The organism is Cohnella thailandensis (assembly GCF_014212135.1).
Taxonomy (GTDB): Bacteria; Bacillota; Bacilli; order Paenibacillales; family Paenibacillaceae; genus Cohnella; species Cohnella thailandensis.
The window spans coordinates 324,731-340,160 of record NZ_JACJVQ010000006.1; the positions used below are offsets into that span (position 1 = coordinate 324,731).

Here is a 15,430-nt window from a genome sequence, read left to right on the forward strand (position 1 = left end):
GCGTCCTCCCGTCGAATTCTGTCCCTGCTCGACAGTATAAGCATGTCCGATCAGGTCTTCAGCTCTATTTTACACGAAATCGAATTCGGGAACACCTCGGCCGCCCTTTTTTCATATGGCTCGGCTTACAGAAAGCTGCGGTTGAACTTGTGCAGCAAGTAAGCGAACTGCTCCCGTTCCTCCGCGGGCCAAGCTTCCAGCAAGCTCTCCACGCGTTCGATGCGCTTCGCTTTGGTCTCCGTCAGGGCCCGGGTTCCCTTCTCCGTCAGTTCGAGCGTGAACGAACGTCCGTCTTCCCGGTCGGGAATCTTCAGGACGTAGTCTTTCCGCTCCAAGGCGGAAGCCTGCCGGCTGACGGTCGAGATATCCAGTTGGAGCTTCTCCGCCAGCGTCTTGACTCCGATCGAACCGTGGGTCGAGATGTGGTCCAGCAGAAGGTAAGCGGAACGGTCCAGAATGCCGAGCTTGCGGTCCAAGGCGATGGAGGTGACTCGCCGAATCAGCAAGGCCAGCTCCATTTCGATCCTAACGGTATCAACGGAATGATCATTCATCGTATAACCTCCTCTTGAAGATTGTACGAATGTGCGGCGGCCGTGTTTCATCGAGCGTAAGGGACATACTCTGTCTATTGCGAGGACCGCGATCCGCCGAAAACGATTGACAGCCCGCCAGGAGATTGCACAAAATGAAAGAAACAGCGTAGTTTCGGCACTGACTTTTGCAGGAAAAGGGGACTGCGATGAAAGCGCGAGACGTGATGATCACTCAAGTGTATAAGGTGAAGGAGAGCGACACGGTCCGCAGGGTCATCGAGAAGTTCATCGACCACGGAATCAGCGGCGTGCCGGTCGTGAACGAAGCCAACGCGATCGTAGGCTACGTCAGCGACGGCGATATCATGCGCTTTATCGGCAGGCCGGAGCACGGCATGTTCGACTCGATCTCCTACGCGTTCCTCGTTCGCTTGGACGAGAATCGGGAGCCGTTCGAGGAGCGGACCAAGAGACTGCTCGATCTTAACGTCATGGGAATCGCCCGGAAGAAGGTCATCACCGTGGACTGGGAAGAAGAGATCGAGGACGTCGCCGCCATCCTGGGGAAGAAGCGGATCAAGAAGCTCCCGGTGGAGCGGAACGGGGTTCTGGCGGGCATTATCAGCCGAGGGAACGTCGTTCGCCATGCGTTTAAGAATTTGCTTTAACGCTCCTAACAACGCAGACAGGCTGCCTCCGGGGTTCGAGCCCGCGGGAGACAGCCTGTTTCTTTAGAATTTCCTTCTCGGTTACATATGGCGCTCTTTCTTGCGCATCAGGATGAACAATCCGCCGATCAGAACGAGGGCCGCCGCGACGAACGGACGCGAGAGCGCCAGGCTGCTGAACAAGTAGCCGATCGAGAACACGGTGAAGAACAGCAGGGATAGGGCGGTCAGAATGGCGATCGGAATGAGCAGCCAGCGGTTGCGGCTTCCGAACCAATAGAGCTCGAACAATCCGAACGCGACGGCGAAGATGAAGCCCGGCCAAGTAATGCCCCACGTATCGGTTAAAGCGGATAGCTGGCACACGATACCGGCGATGAACAGGATGCCGCCCGGCACCAGAAGGCCGACTCCCCGGCGGTGCAGCATAAAGAAATACAGCCAGTGGAAGAACACGCCCAGCGGGATGACGAACATCGTCGGCCAGCCGTAGGCGAATAGGGTTCCCGTACTGAAGGAACGGTCTCCCTGGGAGAACAACAGAATACCTAGAATAATAAGCAAGGCGCCCGGAACCAACCCGCGATTTACACTCATGCGACTCTCTCCTTTTTATTGATCAGCTCACGTTTCCATTATCGCTTTATCCATACTGTACCATGAAGCCGGCTCGATATCCCCCATCGCAAGGGGGGAAGTCGGATCAGACTGAGGTCTGATTGACAACCGGACGCCCTTGTGTATTTCGATAATCTCTGGGACAATAAAAGGCAGAACGCCCACCGGGTCGAAAAGAGGGTATGAAGTGAATAAAGCATCCATTTACGGATTAACGCAGGAGCAGCTGGTCGATTGGCTGGCGCAGCATGGACATAGAAAATTCCGGGCCGTCCAAGTATGGGAATGGCTCTATCGCAAGAGAGTCGGCAGCTTCGCGGAGATGACGGACGTTCATCCGGACTGCCTGAAGCTGCTCGAGGAAAACTTCGTCTTCGTGACGATGACCGAGCATCTGAAGCAGGAATCGGCGGACGGAACCCGCAAGTTCCTCTTCCGCTTGCAAGACGGCAACCTGATCGAGACGGTGCTCATGAAGCACAAGTTCGGGTTATCCGTCTGCGTGACGACCCAGGTCGGCTGCAACATCGGCTGCAGCTTCTGCGCGAGCGGGCTGCTGAAGAAGAGCCGCGACCTGTCGGCCGGCGAGATCGTCGAACAGATCATGCGGGTCCAGCTCTATCTGGACGCGCAAGGCCAGGGCGAGAAGGTCAGCCATATCGTGGTCATGGGAATCGGGGAGCCGTTCGATAATTTCGAGAACGTGCTTAACTTCATTCGCGTCGTGATCGACCATAAGGGTCTGGCGATCGGCTCGAGGCATATTACCGTCTCGACGAGCGGCTTGGCGGACAAGATTCGCGAGTTCGCGGATACGGGTCTCCAAGTGAATCTGGCCGTCTCCCTTCATGCGCCGAACAACGAGCTGCGGACGAGGATCATGAAGATCAACCGCGCGATTCCGATCGAGAAGCTGATGGATGCCATCGATTATTTTCTCGAGAAGACGAACCGCCGGACGACGATCGAGTACATTCTCCTGAAGGACATGAACGATCGGGTCGAGCACGCGAACGAGCTGGCCGATCTGCTCGGGGAAGAGCGCAGGGATTTGCTGAACGTGAATCTGATCCCGTACAATCCGGTCGACGAGCACAGCCAGTATCAGCGGACCGAGACGGAAGCGGTAAGAGCCTTCTACGACACGTTGAAAAAAAGAGGGGTCAGCGTCAGCGTTCGTCTCGAGCACGGAGCCGACATCGACGCCGCTTGCGGACAGCTGCGGAGCAAGCAGATCAAGAAGGACAACAACCTGGCCGAGGCCGCCCTATCGTAAGGCGGTCCCGCCTGCAAGAGCAAAGCCCGGAGAAGCCGACGATCGGCCTCTCCGGGCTTTGCTGCGTTTAAGGTGCCGAGGTTTCATGGACAAGTTTGTTTGAACTTATATACCCAATTAGAAATCCCGTAAACAAAAGAGAATATTAATGATTTTTTTGTATGTGGAATTTTATATCCAAATCTTTGTTCGTATTATAGTGCTAATTCAGCGTGGACAACTTATCACTTTCAATGCTACGAATCAATGAATTACAATTGGGTTGGCGAAGGTAATGGTCACGGTGAAGGCGAAGGAACCTATCTTTCTGGTTTCGTTAACACGTCGAATGAATACTTCTTACGTGCAAGAGCTGATGTGGACACATTCGAAGGTGGATATAATGCATATAGAATTTCATATGCAGCTATCTTTACAGCAGCTGGCGTAGCTCTTGGTACAGCACCAATTATAGGTCCAGGCGGTGTTGCGAGTGTATCTGTTGCCGCTGCCGTTGCGGCGGCATATGCAATCGCTGCCTTTGGAGATGCAAAAGATGACTTGGAAGCTGCGTTTGATACAATTGACATGATGACAGATTGGTAACGCTTGGAGGGATTGTTATATTAGATATTATTGGTTTTACGGCCTATATTCTAATATTAACCTTGCTCGCCTTTCGTATCTTTAAGAAAAACCGCTTACTCAAAAGCAAAATAGAAGATATCGTAATTTTCTTATCAGCAATCATTATCTCAGTATTAATTAGCACAAGAGTTGATGATAAGAATTATATCCTTGTAATTATTACGGTAGCTCTACTCGTTCTATACATTATGAAATTACTTCTCCGTAGAAAGAAATAAAATCTATCCCAAAATCATTTTAGCATTTACAGAAACTTATAATGCAAAAGACCACCAGAGAAAGCGGTGGTCTTTTGCATTCTCTAGCTTTTCTGAGCGGAGGCTAGGGCCGCTCGCTTCTCCAGCCTCTTGAACAATAGCCGGATCAGCGGAGGAATCGCGAAGTAGATAAACCAGGTCCGGAAGATCTGGTAGCTGGTCACGATCGCGATGTCCGCGCGAACCTCGTGCGCGATAATGCCCATCTGGTCCATGCCGCCGGGAGACATGCTCAGGAAGGCGGTCATCGGGGAGACGGGATGCAGCACGGTCAGCATGGCGCAGAGGCCGAGCGCGATTCCGAGCAGCGCCGCTCCGCTAAGCGCGGCGAGAGTTACGAGCCGGAGCTTGTTCTCCAGCTTCTCCGGGCGAAGCAGAAGTCCGACATAGGTGCCGATCATCAGCTGGGCGGCGTTCAGGACCCCGGTCGGAAGCGCGGGTCCGTCGAGGCCAAGCCCTTGAACGACGGCGGTGGCGATCATCGGCCCGAGCAGATAGGCGGAGGGGAACCGAACGCGCTTGGCGAGCCAAGCCGCCGCGAAGCAGACGACCCCGAATACGAGAACATTCGGGAAGAGGTCGCCCCATCGGGCGGCGGCTTCGGTCGGGAGGAGGTCCTGGCTATGGGCGCCGCCGAACACCGGGCTGAACACGAGCAACGGAACGCAGAAGATGATCATCATCAACCTCGACACCTGAAGGAACGTAACGACGGTGATATCGATCCCCTTCGTCTCCTCCGCCAGAACGAGCATCTGGTTCATCCCTCCGGGAATGCTCCCCATGAGAACGGTGGGGAACGAGATGCCGGTCAGCTTGGAGACGGCGAATCCGATCGCCGTGCTGGCGACGAGCAGCAGAGTCGTCATCAGCAGCATGGTCGGCAGCTGATGGCCCATCTCCCGCAGCGTATGGGACGAGAACGACAGCCCGATCGAATAGCCGATCAGGATAAGGGCGACATCGCGTATCGAACCGGGCCAACGGGGCTGGACGAGCTTCGGGAACCGGGTGCCGAGGAAAGCGGCGGTCATCGGCCCGAGCAGCCAGGGAAGCGGGATTTGCAGCGCGGTGAAGAGGAGGCCGCCCGCCAGGCTAAGAAGCAGCGCGATCGCGAGATTCTTCACGATGGTCGGCTCAGCTCGGCGATCCGCTTGTTCGCCTCGCCCCGGTACAGCCCGCCGTGGTAGCAGATCACGGTCTCGATGTCGAACGAGCCGAGCTTGCCCAGGGAGGTTATCGCTTCCGGCAAGTTCGGCGTCACTGCGGGGTTGGGTCCGCGCAGTTCCCCGTCGGCTGCGGTCATGGCGTCGCCGGCGATCAGCGTCTTGCTCGCTTCATGGTACAGGCACACATGACCCGGCGTATGGCCGGGGGTGTGAATGACGACCAAGCCTCCGCCATAAGGGAGCTTCTCTCCGTCCGAGAAGGTGCGGCTGACGTTCGGCCGGATAGGTCTGATGTAGGCGGTCTCGAATGCCTTGCGCACCGGGTCCGCCATGGCCAGAAGCAAGCTCTCCATTCGTTCGGCGGTCACCTTGAGCATCGGCTTCTCGCCGTCGATCGCTCCCCGATCCTCTTCGTGGGCATAGACAAGCGGCCGGTCCGCTCTATCCGTCAGGTAAGAGGGAAGTCCGCCGATATGATCGATATCCTGATGGGTGAGCAGGATGGCGCTTGGGTCGGTCTCCGGGATTCCGGCTTCTTGGACCAGCCTGTCGATAAGGGGACGGGAGCCGGGCATGCCGGTGTCGACGAGCACCCAGCCTTCGGGGCCATAGAGAACGGTCGGATGTATCGTCATCTTCCGGTCGCCTGCGTTAAGGGTAAGATCCAGCATCTCCAAACCGTCCGAGATCCGCATCGTTAAGCCGACGTTCCCTAACGGAAACGCCGGTTCACCTCCTTCGCTGGAATGGTTGAATGGGTTAAACAACGATGTGTCCAATGTAAATCGAAGGGGGCTCCCTGTCAAATGAAAGGAGCCAGCGCTTGGGGGCGCTAGCTCTTCTTCGCGGCTTCGATCTCCTCGCGCTCCGCCCGGGTCAGCTTGGCCCGGACGAGGCGATAGGAAGCCTCCAGCATCTCTTCGATGACCGAGTCCGGAACGCTTCCGTCCAGCAGCACCGTGTTCCAATGCTTCTTGTTCATATGGTAGCCCGGCAGAACGGAGCCCGGGTACGTCTCGCGCTGAAGCCAGGCTTCTTCCGGCGAAGTCTTCAGGTTGACGCTGGCGGCGCCGGACCTTACGCCGATCAGGGCGAACATTTTGCTCCCGACGAATAAAACGGGCATCTCCGGATCGAAGGGATACCGCAGGCTGGTTCCGGGATAAGCGAGACCTTTATCGATAAGCTGTTGACCGTTCATGGGGACGACTCCTCCTCCGAAAACATTTCGATGAAGCGCTGGGCGCTTTTGGACAGATAACGATCCTTCAGCCAGACGATGCCGACCTCGGATTGGAGCTCGGTATTGGGAATATCGCAGACGATGATCTCGTTTAACGGGAATGAAGCGATGACCGAGCGGGGGAGCAGGGTCACTCCGATCCCGGCGGCGACGAAGGCGATGATGATCGCTACGCTGGAGCATTCGCACAGAATGGAAGGGGCGAGGCCGTAGGCGCGGAACAGCTTGATGACCCTCTCGTGCATGCCCTTCGTCTGGTCCGTCTTCAGCGTCAGGAACGGATAGCCGGCGATGTCCTCCATCCGTAGGGAGCTCGGCGGAGGCGAAGGGAACCAGCTTCTTGGGAGAATGGCGACGAATGGGTCGGACGGCAGCTGCTTGATCGAATAGCGCTCTTCGTCCAGGCCCGCCTCGAAGGGGAGCCGGGACAGAATGAGCTCGATCTGTCTCGTGTCGAGATAATGCCCGAGCAGGAAATGATCCCCTTCTTGAATTTTGTAGGTGACTCGGGGGTAACGCCGTCCGAATTCGCGAATTCTACTGGGGAGGAGCGAGATGCACGAAACGACGGAGCCGATGGCCAGCGTTCCCACAAGCCCCTCTTCGAGCTGTTTGACTTCCGACAGGGCCTCGTCGAATTGGCCGAGCAGAGCCTCCGCGCGCTTCTTGAGCAATTGCCCGGCCGCGGTCAAGGTGAAGCTTCTTCCGCTTCTGTCGAAGAGCAGGACGCCGAGCTCCTCCTCTATCAGCTTGAGCTGCCGGCTGAGCGGAGGCTGCTCCATATTGAGCGCTTTGGCCGCGCGGGTGACCTGCCCCTGCTCGGCGACCGCCAGAAAATAGCGAAGCTGACGCAGATCCATAAATCCGCCCCCTGAGTATACCGTAAAGGTATCGATAACGTATCATACCGATATTTTAAATATAGTCGAAAACTTGTTATCATAAAAGCACAATCTATACAAGCGAAGGAAGGCTGCGCACATGGGATGGGCTATCGAGCTGGAGCGAACGGCGTCTCCGAAGAAGAAACCGAAGGTTAGCGAACTTGGATTCGGCAAGTATTTCACCGATCATATGTTCATCATGAATTACGACGGAGGGCAAGGGTGGCATCATCCGCGGATCGTGCCTTATCAGCCGATCTCCCTGGATCCGGCTGCGAAGGTGTTCCATTACGGTCAAACCGTATTCGAAGGATTGAAAGCTTATCGCACGGCGGAGGGCGGGATTCGGCTGTTCCGCCCGAGCAAAAACCTGCAGCGCCTGAACCTGTCCAACGATCGCCTCAGCATTCCGGAGATCGACGAGCAGCTGTTCCTGGAGGCGCTCATGTCGCTTGTCCGGGTGGACAGCGACTGGATTCCGGGCGAGCCGGAAACCTCTCTCTACATTCGTCCGTACGTCATCGCGACGGAGCCCCTGCTCGGCGTCTCCCCGTCGCAGCAATATTTGTTTATGATCATCATGTCCCCGGTCGGTTCCTATTACGCGGAAGGAATCAACCCGGTCAGCATTCATGTCGAGTCGCATTACGTTCGCGCGGTGGAAGGCGGCGTCGGCACCGCCAAGACCGCGGGCAATTACGCGGCCGGGCTTAAGGCGCAGGAAGGCGCTTCGGCCAAGGGCTACACGCAGGTGCTGTGGCTGGACGGCGTGCATCGCCGTTACGTCGAGGAAGTCGGCAGCATGAACGTCTTCTTCAAGCTCGGCGACAAGGTCGTCACTCCGGCGCTGAACGGCAGCTTCCTGGCCGGAATCACGCGCGATTCGGCGATCCAGCTTCTGCGCCATTGGGGCATCGAAGTCGAAGAGAGGCCGATCCCGATCGACGAGTTGGTGGAGGCTTGCCGCTCCGGCGAGCTGAAGGAAGCGTTCGGCACGGGAACGGCGGCCGTCATCTCGCCGATCGGAGAGCTGAGCTACAAGGACGAGAAGCTCGTCATCGGGGGCGGAGAGACCGGTCCGTTATCCAAGCGTCTGTACGACACGCTGACCGGCATTCAATACGGCAGGGAAAAAGACCCGTTCGGCTGGATGGTAGAGCTGTAAGGCTCCGGAAAGGAAAAATCATATGCTTGCGATTACCGAATACAGCGTGGAGCAGGTGTTGGATCCCTTCGGGATCCTGGCCGGCAAGAGATACGAGTTCCTCATCGACATCGACGTTCCGGAGGACGACGAGCTGCATTCCGAGAACGGCGTGCGCGTTCGCGTCATCTACAAGGAAGACGGGGAGCAGTCCGGAGTCGTCCGCTATGAGCTGCTGGAGAGAACGACGGGCCGACTTCTCGATTACGACATGGAGCCGGAGGAAGAGAAGGAGCTTGCGGCGTTCTGCCGGGAGCATCTGGCCGAGGCCGACGAATAATCGATCGCCATGAGAACAGGAAGACCCCTGCGTAGAAGCAATCGGCCGTAAAGCCGCCTACGCGGGGGTCTTTCCTCCTAACTCGGCGATTGAAGGCGCAGAGTCCCGCCATTTCGGGATTGTTCAACCGAGCGTTCGGGAGGTAGGATAGTTTAGTGGTAAGATATCGCAAGAAAGCTGCAGTTAGGATGTGTACGCCTTGAAAGATCGAATCGTGATGCCGATCTGGACGATCGGCATCTTCATCGTCGTCATGAATACGACCATGTTCAACGTGTCGATGCCCAGCATCATTCAAGACCTCGACATTACCGCCGACTTGGGCTCGTGGGTCATCTCGAGCTATTCCATCGGCTACGCGCTGTCGACGGTCATCTATAGCCGCCTGACCGATATCGCGCCGCTGCGGCGGCTGCTCGCGATCGGGCTGCTTATCTTGGGACTCTCCTCCGTCGTCGGGTTGTTCGCCCGCAGCTTCGAGGTGCTCTTGGCGGCCCGGATCCTCCAATCGGCCGGGGCGGGATCGATGGCCGGCATGGGGCTCGTCATGGTCAGCCGATATATCCCCGTCGAACGTCGAGGCCGCTCCATCGCGATGATATCGAGCGGAAGCGCGATGGCATTCGGGCTGGGTCCGATTATCGGCGGGCTGGTCACCGAATACTGGGGATGGAACGGCCTGTTCGGCATTACCTGCCTGGTGCTCGTCCTTCTTCCCGTGCTTCTCCGCCTGATGCCCCGCGAGACGGAGCGAACGAAGGCGAATGAGCCCTTCGATACGGCAGGCGCCGCGCTTACCGTGATCAACGCGACTTCTTTGCTGCTCTCGGTCACGCAGCTGTCGCTCGCCTGGCTGGCCGTGAGCATCGTTTCGATCGCGGTTCATGTTCTCTGGCTAAGGAGAGGGCGCGGATCGCGCTTCGTCAATCCCGAGCTGTTCCGGCTCAAGGGCTACAAGTACTTGATGGTCATCGGCTTCTGCTTGCTCATGCTGAATCTGGGCAACCTGTTCCTGATGCCCCTCGCCCTCTCGGACCTGTTCGGGAAGTCGGCCATGGCCGTCGGGCTGTTTATCGCCCCGGGAGCCATTCTCAGCACGCTGGTCTCCCGGTTCGTCGGCAAGTGGATCGACCAATACGGCAATCTTCGCTTCCTTCTGCTCGGACAGGCCGTGCTGGCGGCCGCCATGATTTTCTTTGCCTTGGCGCTGGGGAAATCCCCCTATATCGTGCTTATCGGCTATCTCTTTATTTCCCCGTGCTTTACGGCGTCCCTCTCGTCCCTGAACAACGAATCGACGCAGCTGCTTCCGAAGAAACTGGTCGGTTCCGGGATGGGCTTCCTTCAACTGATCCAGTTCTTCGGAGGCTCGATCTCCGTCGCGCTGCTCGGCCTTCTGCTGGAGCGCCAGAAGCAAGTATCTCTCGCTCATGCCTTCGAGCGGGTATACGGGGTTCTCGGGCTCATTATTCTCTGTTCGATCGTAATCACGGTCGGCTACTTGATCTTCGGCGGCGGCACGCTGAAGAGCGGCGAGCAGGCCCGGAAGGCGAGAGCCCTGGCCTCGGCCGGAAGGAATTGAACCGCGTACGGCCGCTCTCAACGGCAAACCGCGATATGACGGACGAACGAGGCGCCCTTGCGGGCTTCGCAACGGCTCTCGATCGCGAAGCCCGCAAGGGCCAGCTCGCCTTCGAGGTTCCGATGCGAGATGACGACGGCGCGGCGCGCGATTCGCCTGGCCTCGCGGAGAATCCGCCATTCGGCTTCGCCGGATAGGCGGGTGACGTGGTTGTAGGGGAGATCGACGATGGCGACATCGTAGTTCTCCCGAATGTCTTCGATCGCCCGCGCGTCCGCGTCCCCCGGAAGGCCGAAGTGCGCGAGATTCTCTCTCGCTCCTTCGACCGCGAGAGGGTTGATGTCGCTTCCGGCGATATCGATGCCCATCGACCGGGCCTCGACCAGCACGGTTCCGATGCCGCAGCAAGGGTCGATCGCCCGTACGCCCTCGGGCCGGGGAACGGCGATATTGGTCACGGCCCTGGCCACCCGGGCGGGCAGCGCGATCGAATAGTCTCTCGGCTTCTTGACGTGCTTAAGCCAGATTGCTTGATTGTCCGTATACGGCCCCAGATACCAGCGTCCTTCGCAAGGGACCAGGCCGAAGATCCGGTCGGGTCGGCGAACGTCGACGCGGCCTCGAATGACGGCGCCTACCTCGCGCTCCAGCCGCCTTTGTTCCTCGAATTCGATTTTGCCGGCGGCGTCCAGATCGTTCTTTTTTACGAACAAGACTTTAAAAGACCGGCCTTCTTCCAGCCGAATGCCGGAGGCTTGCCGGATCAGCTTCTCCAGGCTGTCTCCCTCGCAGACCGGATCGATTCTCTCGCGAATGAACGGACTGCGGCTCGGATCGACGAGGCTGTCGCTTCGCAGGATTGGAGAGCCCGGAAGCGGGGAGACCCCCAGAAGGGATGTCAGCTCGAGGCGGCACAACGATTCCTCGTCCTCGTGGCAGGCGTAGGTATAGAGATAGTTTGCGGAAGACATGGCATCGCCGCCTTTCTATTAAGTTCCACCATAGCCGTCCTGCCGGCAAAATGCAAAAGCTTGTCCGGATCGTTGGAGGATCGTCGGCCGCGGGGTATAATGGCTCTATTATCCTTAGACGACGGAGGGGGCGAGGCGAATGAAGCTGGAAGCGGTGATGGACAAGCTCGCGGAGATGGGCACGGAGCAGACGAAGTCGACTTTTGTCCGGCATGGGGCGCAGGAGCCTCTATACGGAGTGAAGGTCGGCGATCTGAAAAAATTGGTCAAGGACGTCCGCAAGGATCAGGGGCTGGTCCGGGAGCTGTACAAGACGGGCAATAGCGACGCGATGTATCTGGCGGGCCTGACGATCGATCCGAAGTCGGCGGATAAGGAACTGCTTCGGGACTGGGTGGAAAAAGCGAATTGGTACATGCTGTCCGAATATACGGTGGCTTCCGTGACGGCAGAGAGCCCTTATGCGCTGGAGCTGGCCAGGGAATGGATCGACTCTCCGGAAGAGATGACGGCGACGTGCGGCTGGAGCGTCTTCGCGAATTACGTCATGATCACTCCGGACGACAAGCTGGACCTGGAAGAACTGCGCGCCCTTCTCGGCCGGGTGGAGAAGACCGTTCACGAGGAGCGGAATCGGGTTCGCTATACGATGAACGGCTTCGTCATTTCGGTCGGGTCCTCGGTGCGCGAGCTGCACGGGGAGGCGCTGCGGGTGGCCGCCGCCATCGGCAAGGTCCAGGTAAACATGGGGCAGACGGCTTGCAAGGTGCCTCTGGCTGCCGACTATATCGGCAAGGCGGAGAAGGCGGGCAAGCTGGGGGCGAAGAGGAAAACCTGCATTTGCTGAACGGGTCGGGTTGCCGGCTTGCCTTCCGCGGGTTGCCGAGTCGCAGGCCCGTCGGCTAACGGACAGGAGAGACGCTTAAAGGCGCCAAAAGAAGGCTGTTGAATTCTAACGGACATTTAAGACGCTTATCTTCTGTTTTTTTGCTTCAAAGGCGATTTTCAACGATTTAAGGGACTGTCGAGTCCGTTAGAATCCGCAAGGGGCGTTTGGGGTTGGCTAAGGGGCGCTGATGTCCGTTACGGTTCGGAGACTTTGAGGTCGTTCCCGGAAGGATTTCGGCGCGGAACCGGAGAATTCCATTTCGGAGAAGAGCCGATGAAGCCTCGCGAAGACGGCGCCTCGATTCATATTCGGCAACTGGCTAGCGTATAGTGGAAGACCGCAGAAGCAAACCGGGCCCCGTTAAATGTAAGCGCTGACATTCGGTTGGGTGAACCTATCGAGGATAACCATTCCGCAGGGAGGGATCGACATGGGAACGCGTCTCTTATCCGAGCAGATCATCAGGCAGAAGTATCCGCATCTCCGTTACATTCGCATTCATACGCGCGGACGCAATTCCGCCGATATTTACGCGTGGAACGAGGAGCTGCAGCTTCCCGATAAGGACCGATACGAGCTTGGCCAGTTCGCGGCGACGTACTTAACGCCCTACGTGTGCTTCCATGTGAAAGCGTACTCCATGCTGAAGGAGGATCGGGTTCCGCGGGTCGAAGAGCTTCCCGAACCCATCTATAAGGCGGCGATGAACCGATGCTTGGATCAGGAGAGGCTTCTCTCGGTCGTCAACGGGATGTTCACGAACGGGCGCGTGTCTTTCCGCTGCTACGATCCCATCGCGGGCCGAATTCATCTCGATCTGTGGCCGAACGCTCCCGTCACCGACATCGAGAAAGAGCTCCTTCATCGTTATCTGTACGAGCTGCTGCCGCTAGGCTCCTCTTTCGAGGTTACGTATCGGTAAAGCCTGCCCGAACGAGAAACAGGGCTTCCTAAGCCGCGAAGCCGCGGCGGAGGAAGCCCTATGTTCGATTGCGGGAAGCGTCCCGATCAAGGAACGAGATGCTTCCGATTAGAAGAGATGCCGATGCCGGGCTTGTCCTCGAGATAGGCTAGCGGTATCGGTTTTTATCTGGGACATTATGCTTATCCGATGGCATAAATTGGCTCTATTTTGCCCGTTCATCCGACTTCCATATTATGAATTCGGTTCCAAAGGCCGATATAAGCAAGGAATGGTTTATTGGAAAATAGAGTTAAAGATTCAATATAAGCTGCGGATTTAGGCTGAAGGGAGCAGGAAGACGGATGGAGGAATGGTTGGGCAGAGTCGTGAAGCAGGACGTCATCAAGTCCGGACTCGTGCTGGTAGCCGCCGGCACGAGCCTGGATATGACGCACATCAGACTGATGGAGCAGCATCGGGTCGATCTAACGGAATTGGTATGGCTTCCTTCCGCCAGAGAGTCGGCGAACGAACTGCCGAGCAAGAGCATGCAGCAGGCTTCCTCTTATTCCAAGGAACTGTTCGATAGCATCAGGCGTCACCGCAAGGTTCCCTTGATGGATATCAAGAACGAGTTGGTTCCGCTCGTATCGGACGTAGCCGCCCATCAGAACGTGTTCAATCTGATCGAACTGATCAAGGCCAAGGGCGAGTATACCCATCAACACAACATCGCGGTCGGGGTTCTCTCCACCATGATAGGCAGATGGATGGAGCTTGGCGAATCGGAGCTGTCGCTGCTCACGCTCTCCGCCACCCTTCACGACGTCGGCAAGGTGCGCATCTCGGACGAGCTGCTGAATAAGCCCGGACGGCTGTCTTCGGACGAATACGCCGAGATTAAGCTGCATACCCGTTACGGCTATGAGATCCTGAGCGAGACGGTAGGCCTCAGCCCCCGAGCCGCCCTGGTCGCCCTGCAGCACCATGAACGGGCCGACGGCCAGGGTTATCCGCTTAAGCTGAAGAACGCGCAGGTCGATCCGTTAAGCCGAATCGTGGCGGTGGCCGACGTTTTCCATGCCATGTCTTCCAAGAGGCCTTATCATGAGGCGCTTCCGTTCCATGAAGTCGTCACCCAGATGCGGGCGGGGGCGTTCGGGGAGCTCGATTCCAAGATCGTGAACCTGTTCCTCGAGAAGCTGTTCGTTCACCTTATCGGGCATCAGATCAAGCTGACGGACGGCCGCTGGGGCGAAGTCGTCTACTTGAACCCGCACGACGACCTTCATCCGCTGGTCAAGGTGGAAGAGGAATTCATCGATCTCAGCCAGACCCGCCACTTGCATATCATGGAGATCGTTCTATAATATTCTAGACCGAGTCCGGTCGGCATACGAAGCCGATCTCAGGGGATAATGAGCTTAATCCTGATTCGACTTGCCAGGTTGACTCGGTATAGAAGGGCAAGGAATGACCTTGTTCAAGGAATAGGAGAGCCGGAGACCATGGGCAACGTAATGATGAACGAGCAAGTGACTTCCATCCTGTCCGAAAAGGTCCAACTGATCGAGACGAAGCAGGGAGCGCTCTATCTGGTCGGTCCGATCAAGCTGCCGGTTAACCTGAAGGGCAAGACGGTGCATTTCCAATGGTACTGTTGGCTCGATTGCGAGGAAGTCGCCGATGACTTCGGCAAAATAATCGAAAAGCTCTCGTCCATCAATTTGGCGGAATACCAGCAGTCCAGCGTTCTGGCGTACGGGGACTTCGCGAACGCGGACGAGGCGCTTATCCGGATGCATTCGATCTGCCACACGGGAGACATCTTCGGAAGCAAGCGGTGCGACTGCGGCTTCCAGCTGAAGCAATCGATGCAGATGATCGCGGATCACGGAGCCGGCGCGCTGTTCTATTTGGCTAACCATGAAGGCCGCGGAATCGGCCTTTTCAGCAAGGCGCTCGCTTACATTCTGCAGGAGAACGGGTACGATACGGTGGATGCCAATCTCCAACTCGGCTTCGAGGACGATTCGCGCGATTACCGGGACGCGATCTCGGTTCTTAAGCAGCTGCGCTCCAAGCCGGTTACGCTTATCACGAATAACCCGAAGAAGCTGGAGGCTCTGGAACGCTCCGGGATGAACGTATCCGGCCGCCGTTCGCTGTGGGGGGACCAGTCCGAATACAATTCGAAGTACTTGCAGACGAAGGTCGGGCGCTCGGGCCATCTGAGGGAGAACACCTGCAACAACGATTGAAGATAAAGGGCTGTCCGCGGTCGGGATCGACCGCGGACAGCCCTTTGGTTATAGCTCAAGC

17 protein-coding genes are annotated in these 15,430 nt (G+C 57.3%); 10 read left to right on the forward strand and 7 right to left on the reverse strand.

Annotated features, from left to right (window positions below; genetic code table 11):
* Nucleotides 1–125 precede the first annotated feature (125 nt).
* The gene (locus H7B67_RS09410; RefSeq protein ID WP_185119542.1) at nucleotides 126–554 is read right to left on the reverse strand and encodes a MarR family winged helix-turn-helix transcriptional regulator; all 429 of its coding nucleotides are present in this window, start codon (nucleotides 552–554) and stop codon (nucleotides 126–128) included.
* A gap of 188 nt (nucleotides 555–742) precedes the next feature.
* On the opposite strand from H7B67_RS09410, the gene H7B67_RS09415 reads away from it, so the two are divergent.
* On the forward strand, nucleotides 743–1,204 hold the full coding sequence (locus H7B67_RS09415; protein WP_185119543.1) for a CBS domain-containing protein: 462 nt from the start codon (nucleotides 743–745) through the stop codon (nucleotides 1,202–1,204).
* 81 nt (nucleotides 1,205–1,285) lie between these two features.
* On the opposite strand, the gene H7B67_RS09420 is transcribed toward H7B67_RS09415, so the two are convergent.
* Nucleotides 1,286–1,801, reverse strand: coding sequence for a hypothetical protein (locus tag H7B67_RS09420; protein WP_185119544.1), 516 nt, complete (start codon nucleotides 1,799–1,801; stop codon nucleotides 1,286–1,288).
* A 208-nt stretch (nucleotides 1,802–2,009) separates the two neighbouring features.
* Here H7B67_RS09420 and rlmN point away from each other — a divergent pair, with 208 nt between their 5' ends.
* Both rlmN and H7B67_RS09430 read left to right on the forward strand, forming a co-directional pair.
* On the forward strand, nucleotides 2,010–3,098 hold the full coding sequence (rlmN, locus tag H7B67_RS09425) for a dual-specificity RNA methyltransferase RlmN (protein WP_185119545.1): 1,089 nt from the start codon (nucleotides 2,010–2,012) through the stop codon (nucleotides 3,096–3,098).
* 246 nt (nucleotides 3,099–3,344) lie between these two features.
* Nucleotides 3,345–3,683, forward strand: coding sequence for a hypothetical protein (locus tag H7B67_RS09430; RefSeq protein WP_185119546.1), 339 nt, complete (start codon nucleotides 3,345–3,347; stop codon nucleotides 3,681–3,683).
* A 343-nt stretch (nucleotides 3,684–4,026) separates the two neighbouring features.
* Here H7B67_RS09430 and H7B67_RS09435 read toward each other — a convergent pair whose 3' ends face one another.
* The 4 genes from H7B67_RS09435 to H7B67_RS09450 all read right to left on the reverse strand — a co-directional run bounded on the left by H7B67_RS09435 (nucleotide 4,027) and on the right by H7B67_RS09450 (nucleotide 7,254).
* The gene (locus H7B67_RS09435) at nucleotides 4,027–5,109 is read right to left on the reverse strand and encodes an AbrB family transcriptional regulator (protein ID WP_342592369.1); all 1,083 of its coding nucleotides are present in this window, start codon (nucleotides 5,107–5,109) and stop codon (nucleotides 4,027–4,029) included.
* Entirely contained in the window at nucleotides 5,106–5,786 is a 681-nt protein-coding gene (locus H7B67_RS09440) for an MBL fold metallo-hydrolase (RefSeq protein WP_245363158.1), read from the reverse strand. Before H7B67_RS09440 ends, H7B67_RS09435 begins: the two co-directional genes overlap by 4 nt.
* 197 nt (nucleotides 5,787–5,983) lie before the next feature.
* Nucleotides 5,984–6,352, reverse strand: coding sequence for an MmcQ/YjbR family DNA-binding protein (locus H7B67_RS09445; protein ID WP_185119548.1), 369 nt, complete (start codon nucleotides 6,350–6,352; stop codon nucleotides 5,984–5,986).
* Nucleotides 6,349–7,254, reverse strand: coding sequence for a LysR family transcriptional regulator (locus H7B67_RS09450; protein WP_185119549.1), 906 nt, complete (start codon nucleotides 7,252–7,254; stop codon nucleotides 6,349–6,351). The genes H7B67_RS09445 and H7B67_RS09450 overlap by 4 nt, the downstream gene beginning before the upstream one ends.
* A gap of 121 nt (nucleotides 7,255–7,375) precedes the next feature.
* Between H7B67_RS09450 and H7B67_RS09455 the strand changes: the two genes are divergently transcribed.
* The 3 genes from H7B67_RS09455 (at nucleotide 7,376) to H7B67_RS09465 (ending at nucleotide 10,344) form a co-directional block, all read left to right on the forward strand.
* Nucleotides 7,376–8,443 (forward strand): branched-chain amino acid aminotransferase, encoded by a 1,068-nt coding sequence (locus tag H7B67_RS09455; protein ID WP_185119550.1) that lies wholly within the window; start codon nucleotides 7,376–7,378, stop codon nucleotides 8,441–8,443.
* Nucleotides 8,444–8,465: 22 nt separating this feature from the next.
* Nucleotides 8,466–8,762 carry a DUF6509 family protein gene (locus H7B67_RS09460; RefSeq protein ID WP_185119551.1) on the forward strand — a complete coding sequence of 99 codons (297 nt, stop codon included), beginning with the start codon at nucleotides 8,466–8,468 and terminating at the stop codon, nucleotides 8,760–8,762.
* Between the two features lie 199 nt (nucleotides 8,763–8,961).
* Nucleotides 8,962–10,344 (forward strand): MFS transporter, encoded by a 1,383-nt coding sequence (locus H7B67_RS09465; protein WP_185119552.1) that lies wholly within the window; start codon nucleotides 8,962–8,964, stop codon nucleotides 10,342–10,344.
* A gap of 17 nt (nucleotides 10,345–10,361) precedes the next feature.
* On the opposite strand, the gene H7B67_RS09470 is transcribed toward H7B67_RS09465, so the two are convergent.
* Entirely contained in the window at nucleotides 10,362–11,315 is a 954-nt protein-coding gene (locus H7B67_RS09470; protein WP_185119553.1) for a TRM11 family SAM-dependent methyltransferase, read from the reverse strand.
* Nucleotides 11,316–11,454: 139 nt separating this feature from the next.
* On the opposite strand from H7B67_RS09470, the gene H7B67_RS09475 reads away from it, so the two are divergent.
* The 4 genes from H7B67_RS09475 to H7B67_RS09490 all read left to right on the forward strand — a co-directional run bounded on the left by H7B67_RS09475 (nucleotide 11,455) and on the right by H7B67_RS09490 (nucleotide 15,369).
* Nucleotides 11,455–12,162 (forward strand): DNA alkylation repair protein, encoded by a 708-nt coding sequence (locus tag H7B67_RS09475; RefSeq protein ID WP_185119554.1) that lies wholly within the window; start codon nucleotides 11,455–11,457, stop codon nucleotides 12,160–12,162.
* A 472-nt stretch (nucleotides 12,163–12,634) separates the two neighbouring features.
* Nucleotides 12,635–13,126 (forward strand): hypothetical protein, encoded by a 492-nt coding sequence (locus H7B67_RS09480; protein WP_185119555.1) that lies wholly within the window; start codon nucleotides 12,635–12,637, stop codon nucleotides 13,124–13,126.
* Nucleotides 13,127–13,470: 344 nt separating this feature from the next.
* Nucleotides 13,471–14,478, forward strand: a complete 1,008-nt coding sequence (locus H7B67_RS09485) for an HD-GYP domain-containing protein (protein WP_185119556.1) — start codon at nucleotides 13,471–13,473, stop codon at nucleotides 14,476–14,478.
* A gap of 138 nt (nucleotides 14,479–14,616) precedes the next feature.
* On the forward strand, nucleotides 14,617–15,369 hold the full coding sequence (locus tag H7B67_RS09490; RefSeq protein ID WP_185119557.1) for a GTP cyclohydrolase II: 753 nt from the start codon (nucleotides 14,617–14,619) through the stop codon (nucleotides 15,367–15,369).
* Nucleotides 15,370–15,430: the final 61 nt, after the last annotated feature.

Coding starts and splice junctions, on each gene's coding strand:
- H7B67_RS09410 (WP_185119542.1), bottom strand. CDS start 554: ATGAATGATCATTCCGTTGATACCGTTAGGATCGAAATGGAGCTGGCC.
- H7B67_RS09415 (WP_185119543.1), top strand. CDS start 743: ATGAAAGCGCGAGACGTGATGATCACTCAAGTGTATAAGGTGAAGGAG.
- H7B67_RS09420 (WP_185119544.1), bottom strand. CDS start 1,801: ATGAGTGTAAATCGCGGGTTGGTTCCGGGCGCCTTGCTTATTATTCTA.
- H7B67_RS09430 (WP_185119546.1), top strand. CDS start 3,345: ATGAATTACAATTGGGTTGGCGAAGGTAATGGTCACGGTGAAGGCGAA.
- H7B67_RS09440 (WP_245363158.1), bottom strand. CDS start 5,786: ATGACGATACATCCGACCGTTCTCTATGGCCCCGAAGGCTGGGTGCTC.
- H7B67_RS09445 (WP_185119548.1), bottom strand. CDS start 6,352: ATGAACGGTCAACAGCTTATCGATAAAGGTCTCGCTTATCCCGGAACC.
- H7B67_RS09450 (WP_185119549.1), bottom strand. CDS start 7,254: ATGGATCTGCGTCAGCTTCGCTATTTTCTGGCGGTCGCCGAGCAGGGG.
- H7B67_RS09455 (WP_185119550.1), top strand. CDS start 7,376: ATGGGATGGGCTATCGAGCTGGAGCGAACGGCGTCTCCGAAGAAGAAA.
- H7B67_RS09460 (WP_185119551.1), top strand. CDS start 8,466: ATGCTTGCGATTACCGAATACAGCGTGGAGCAGGTGTTGGATCCCTTC.
- H7B67_RS09470 (WP_185119553.1), bottom strand. CDS start 11,315: ATGTCTTCCGCAAACTATCTCTATACCTACGCCTGCCACGAGGACGAG.
- H7B67_RS09475 (WP_185119554.1), top strand. CDS start 11,455: ATGAAGCTGGAAGCGGTGATGGACAAGCTCGCGGAGATGGGCACGGAG.
- H7B67_RS09480 (WP_185119555.1), top strand. CDS start 12,635: ATGGGAACGCGTCTCTTATCCGAGCAGATCATCAGGCAGAAGTATCCG.
- H7B67_RS09485 (WP_185119556.1), top strand. CDS start 13,471: ATGGAGGAATGGTTGGGCAGAGTCGTGAAGCAGGACGTCATCAAGTCC.
- H7B67_RS09490 (WP_185119557.1), top strand. CDS start 14,617: ATGGGCAACGTAATGATGAACGAGCAAGTGACTTCCATCCTGTCCGAA.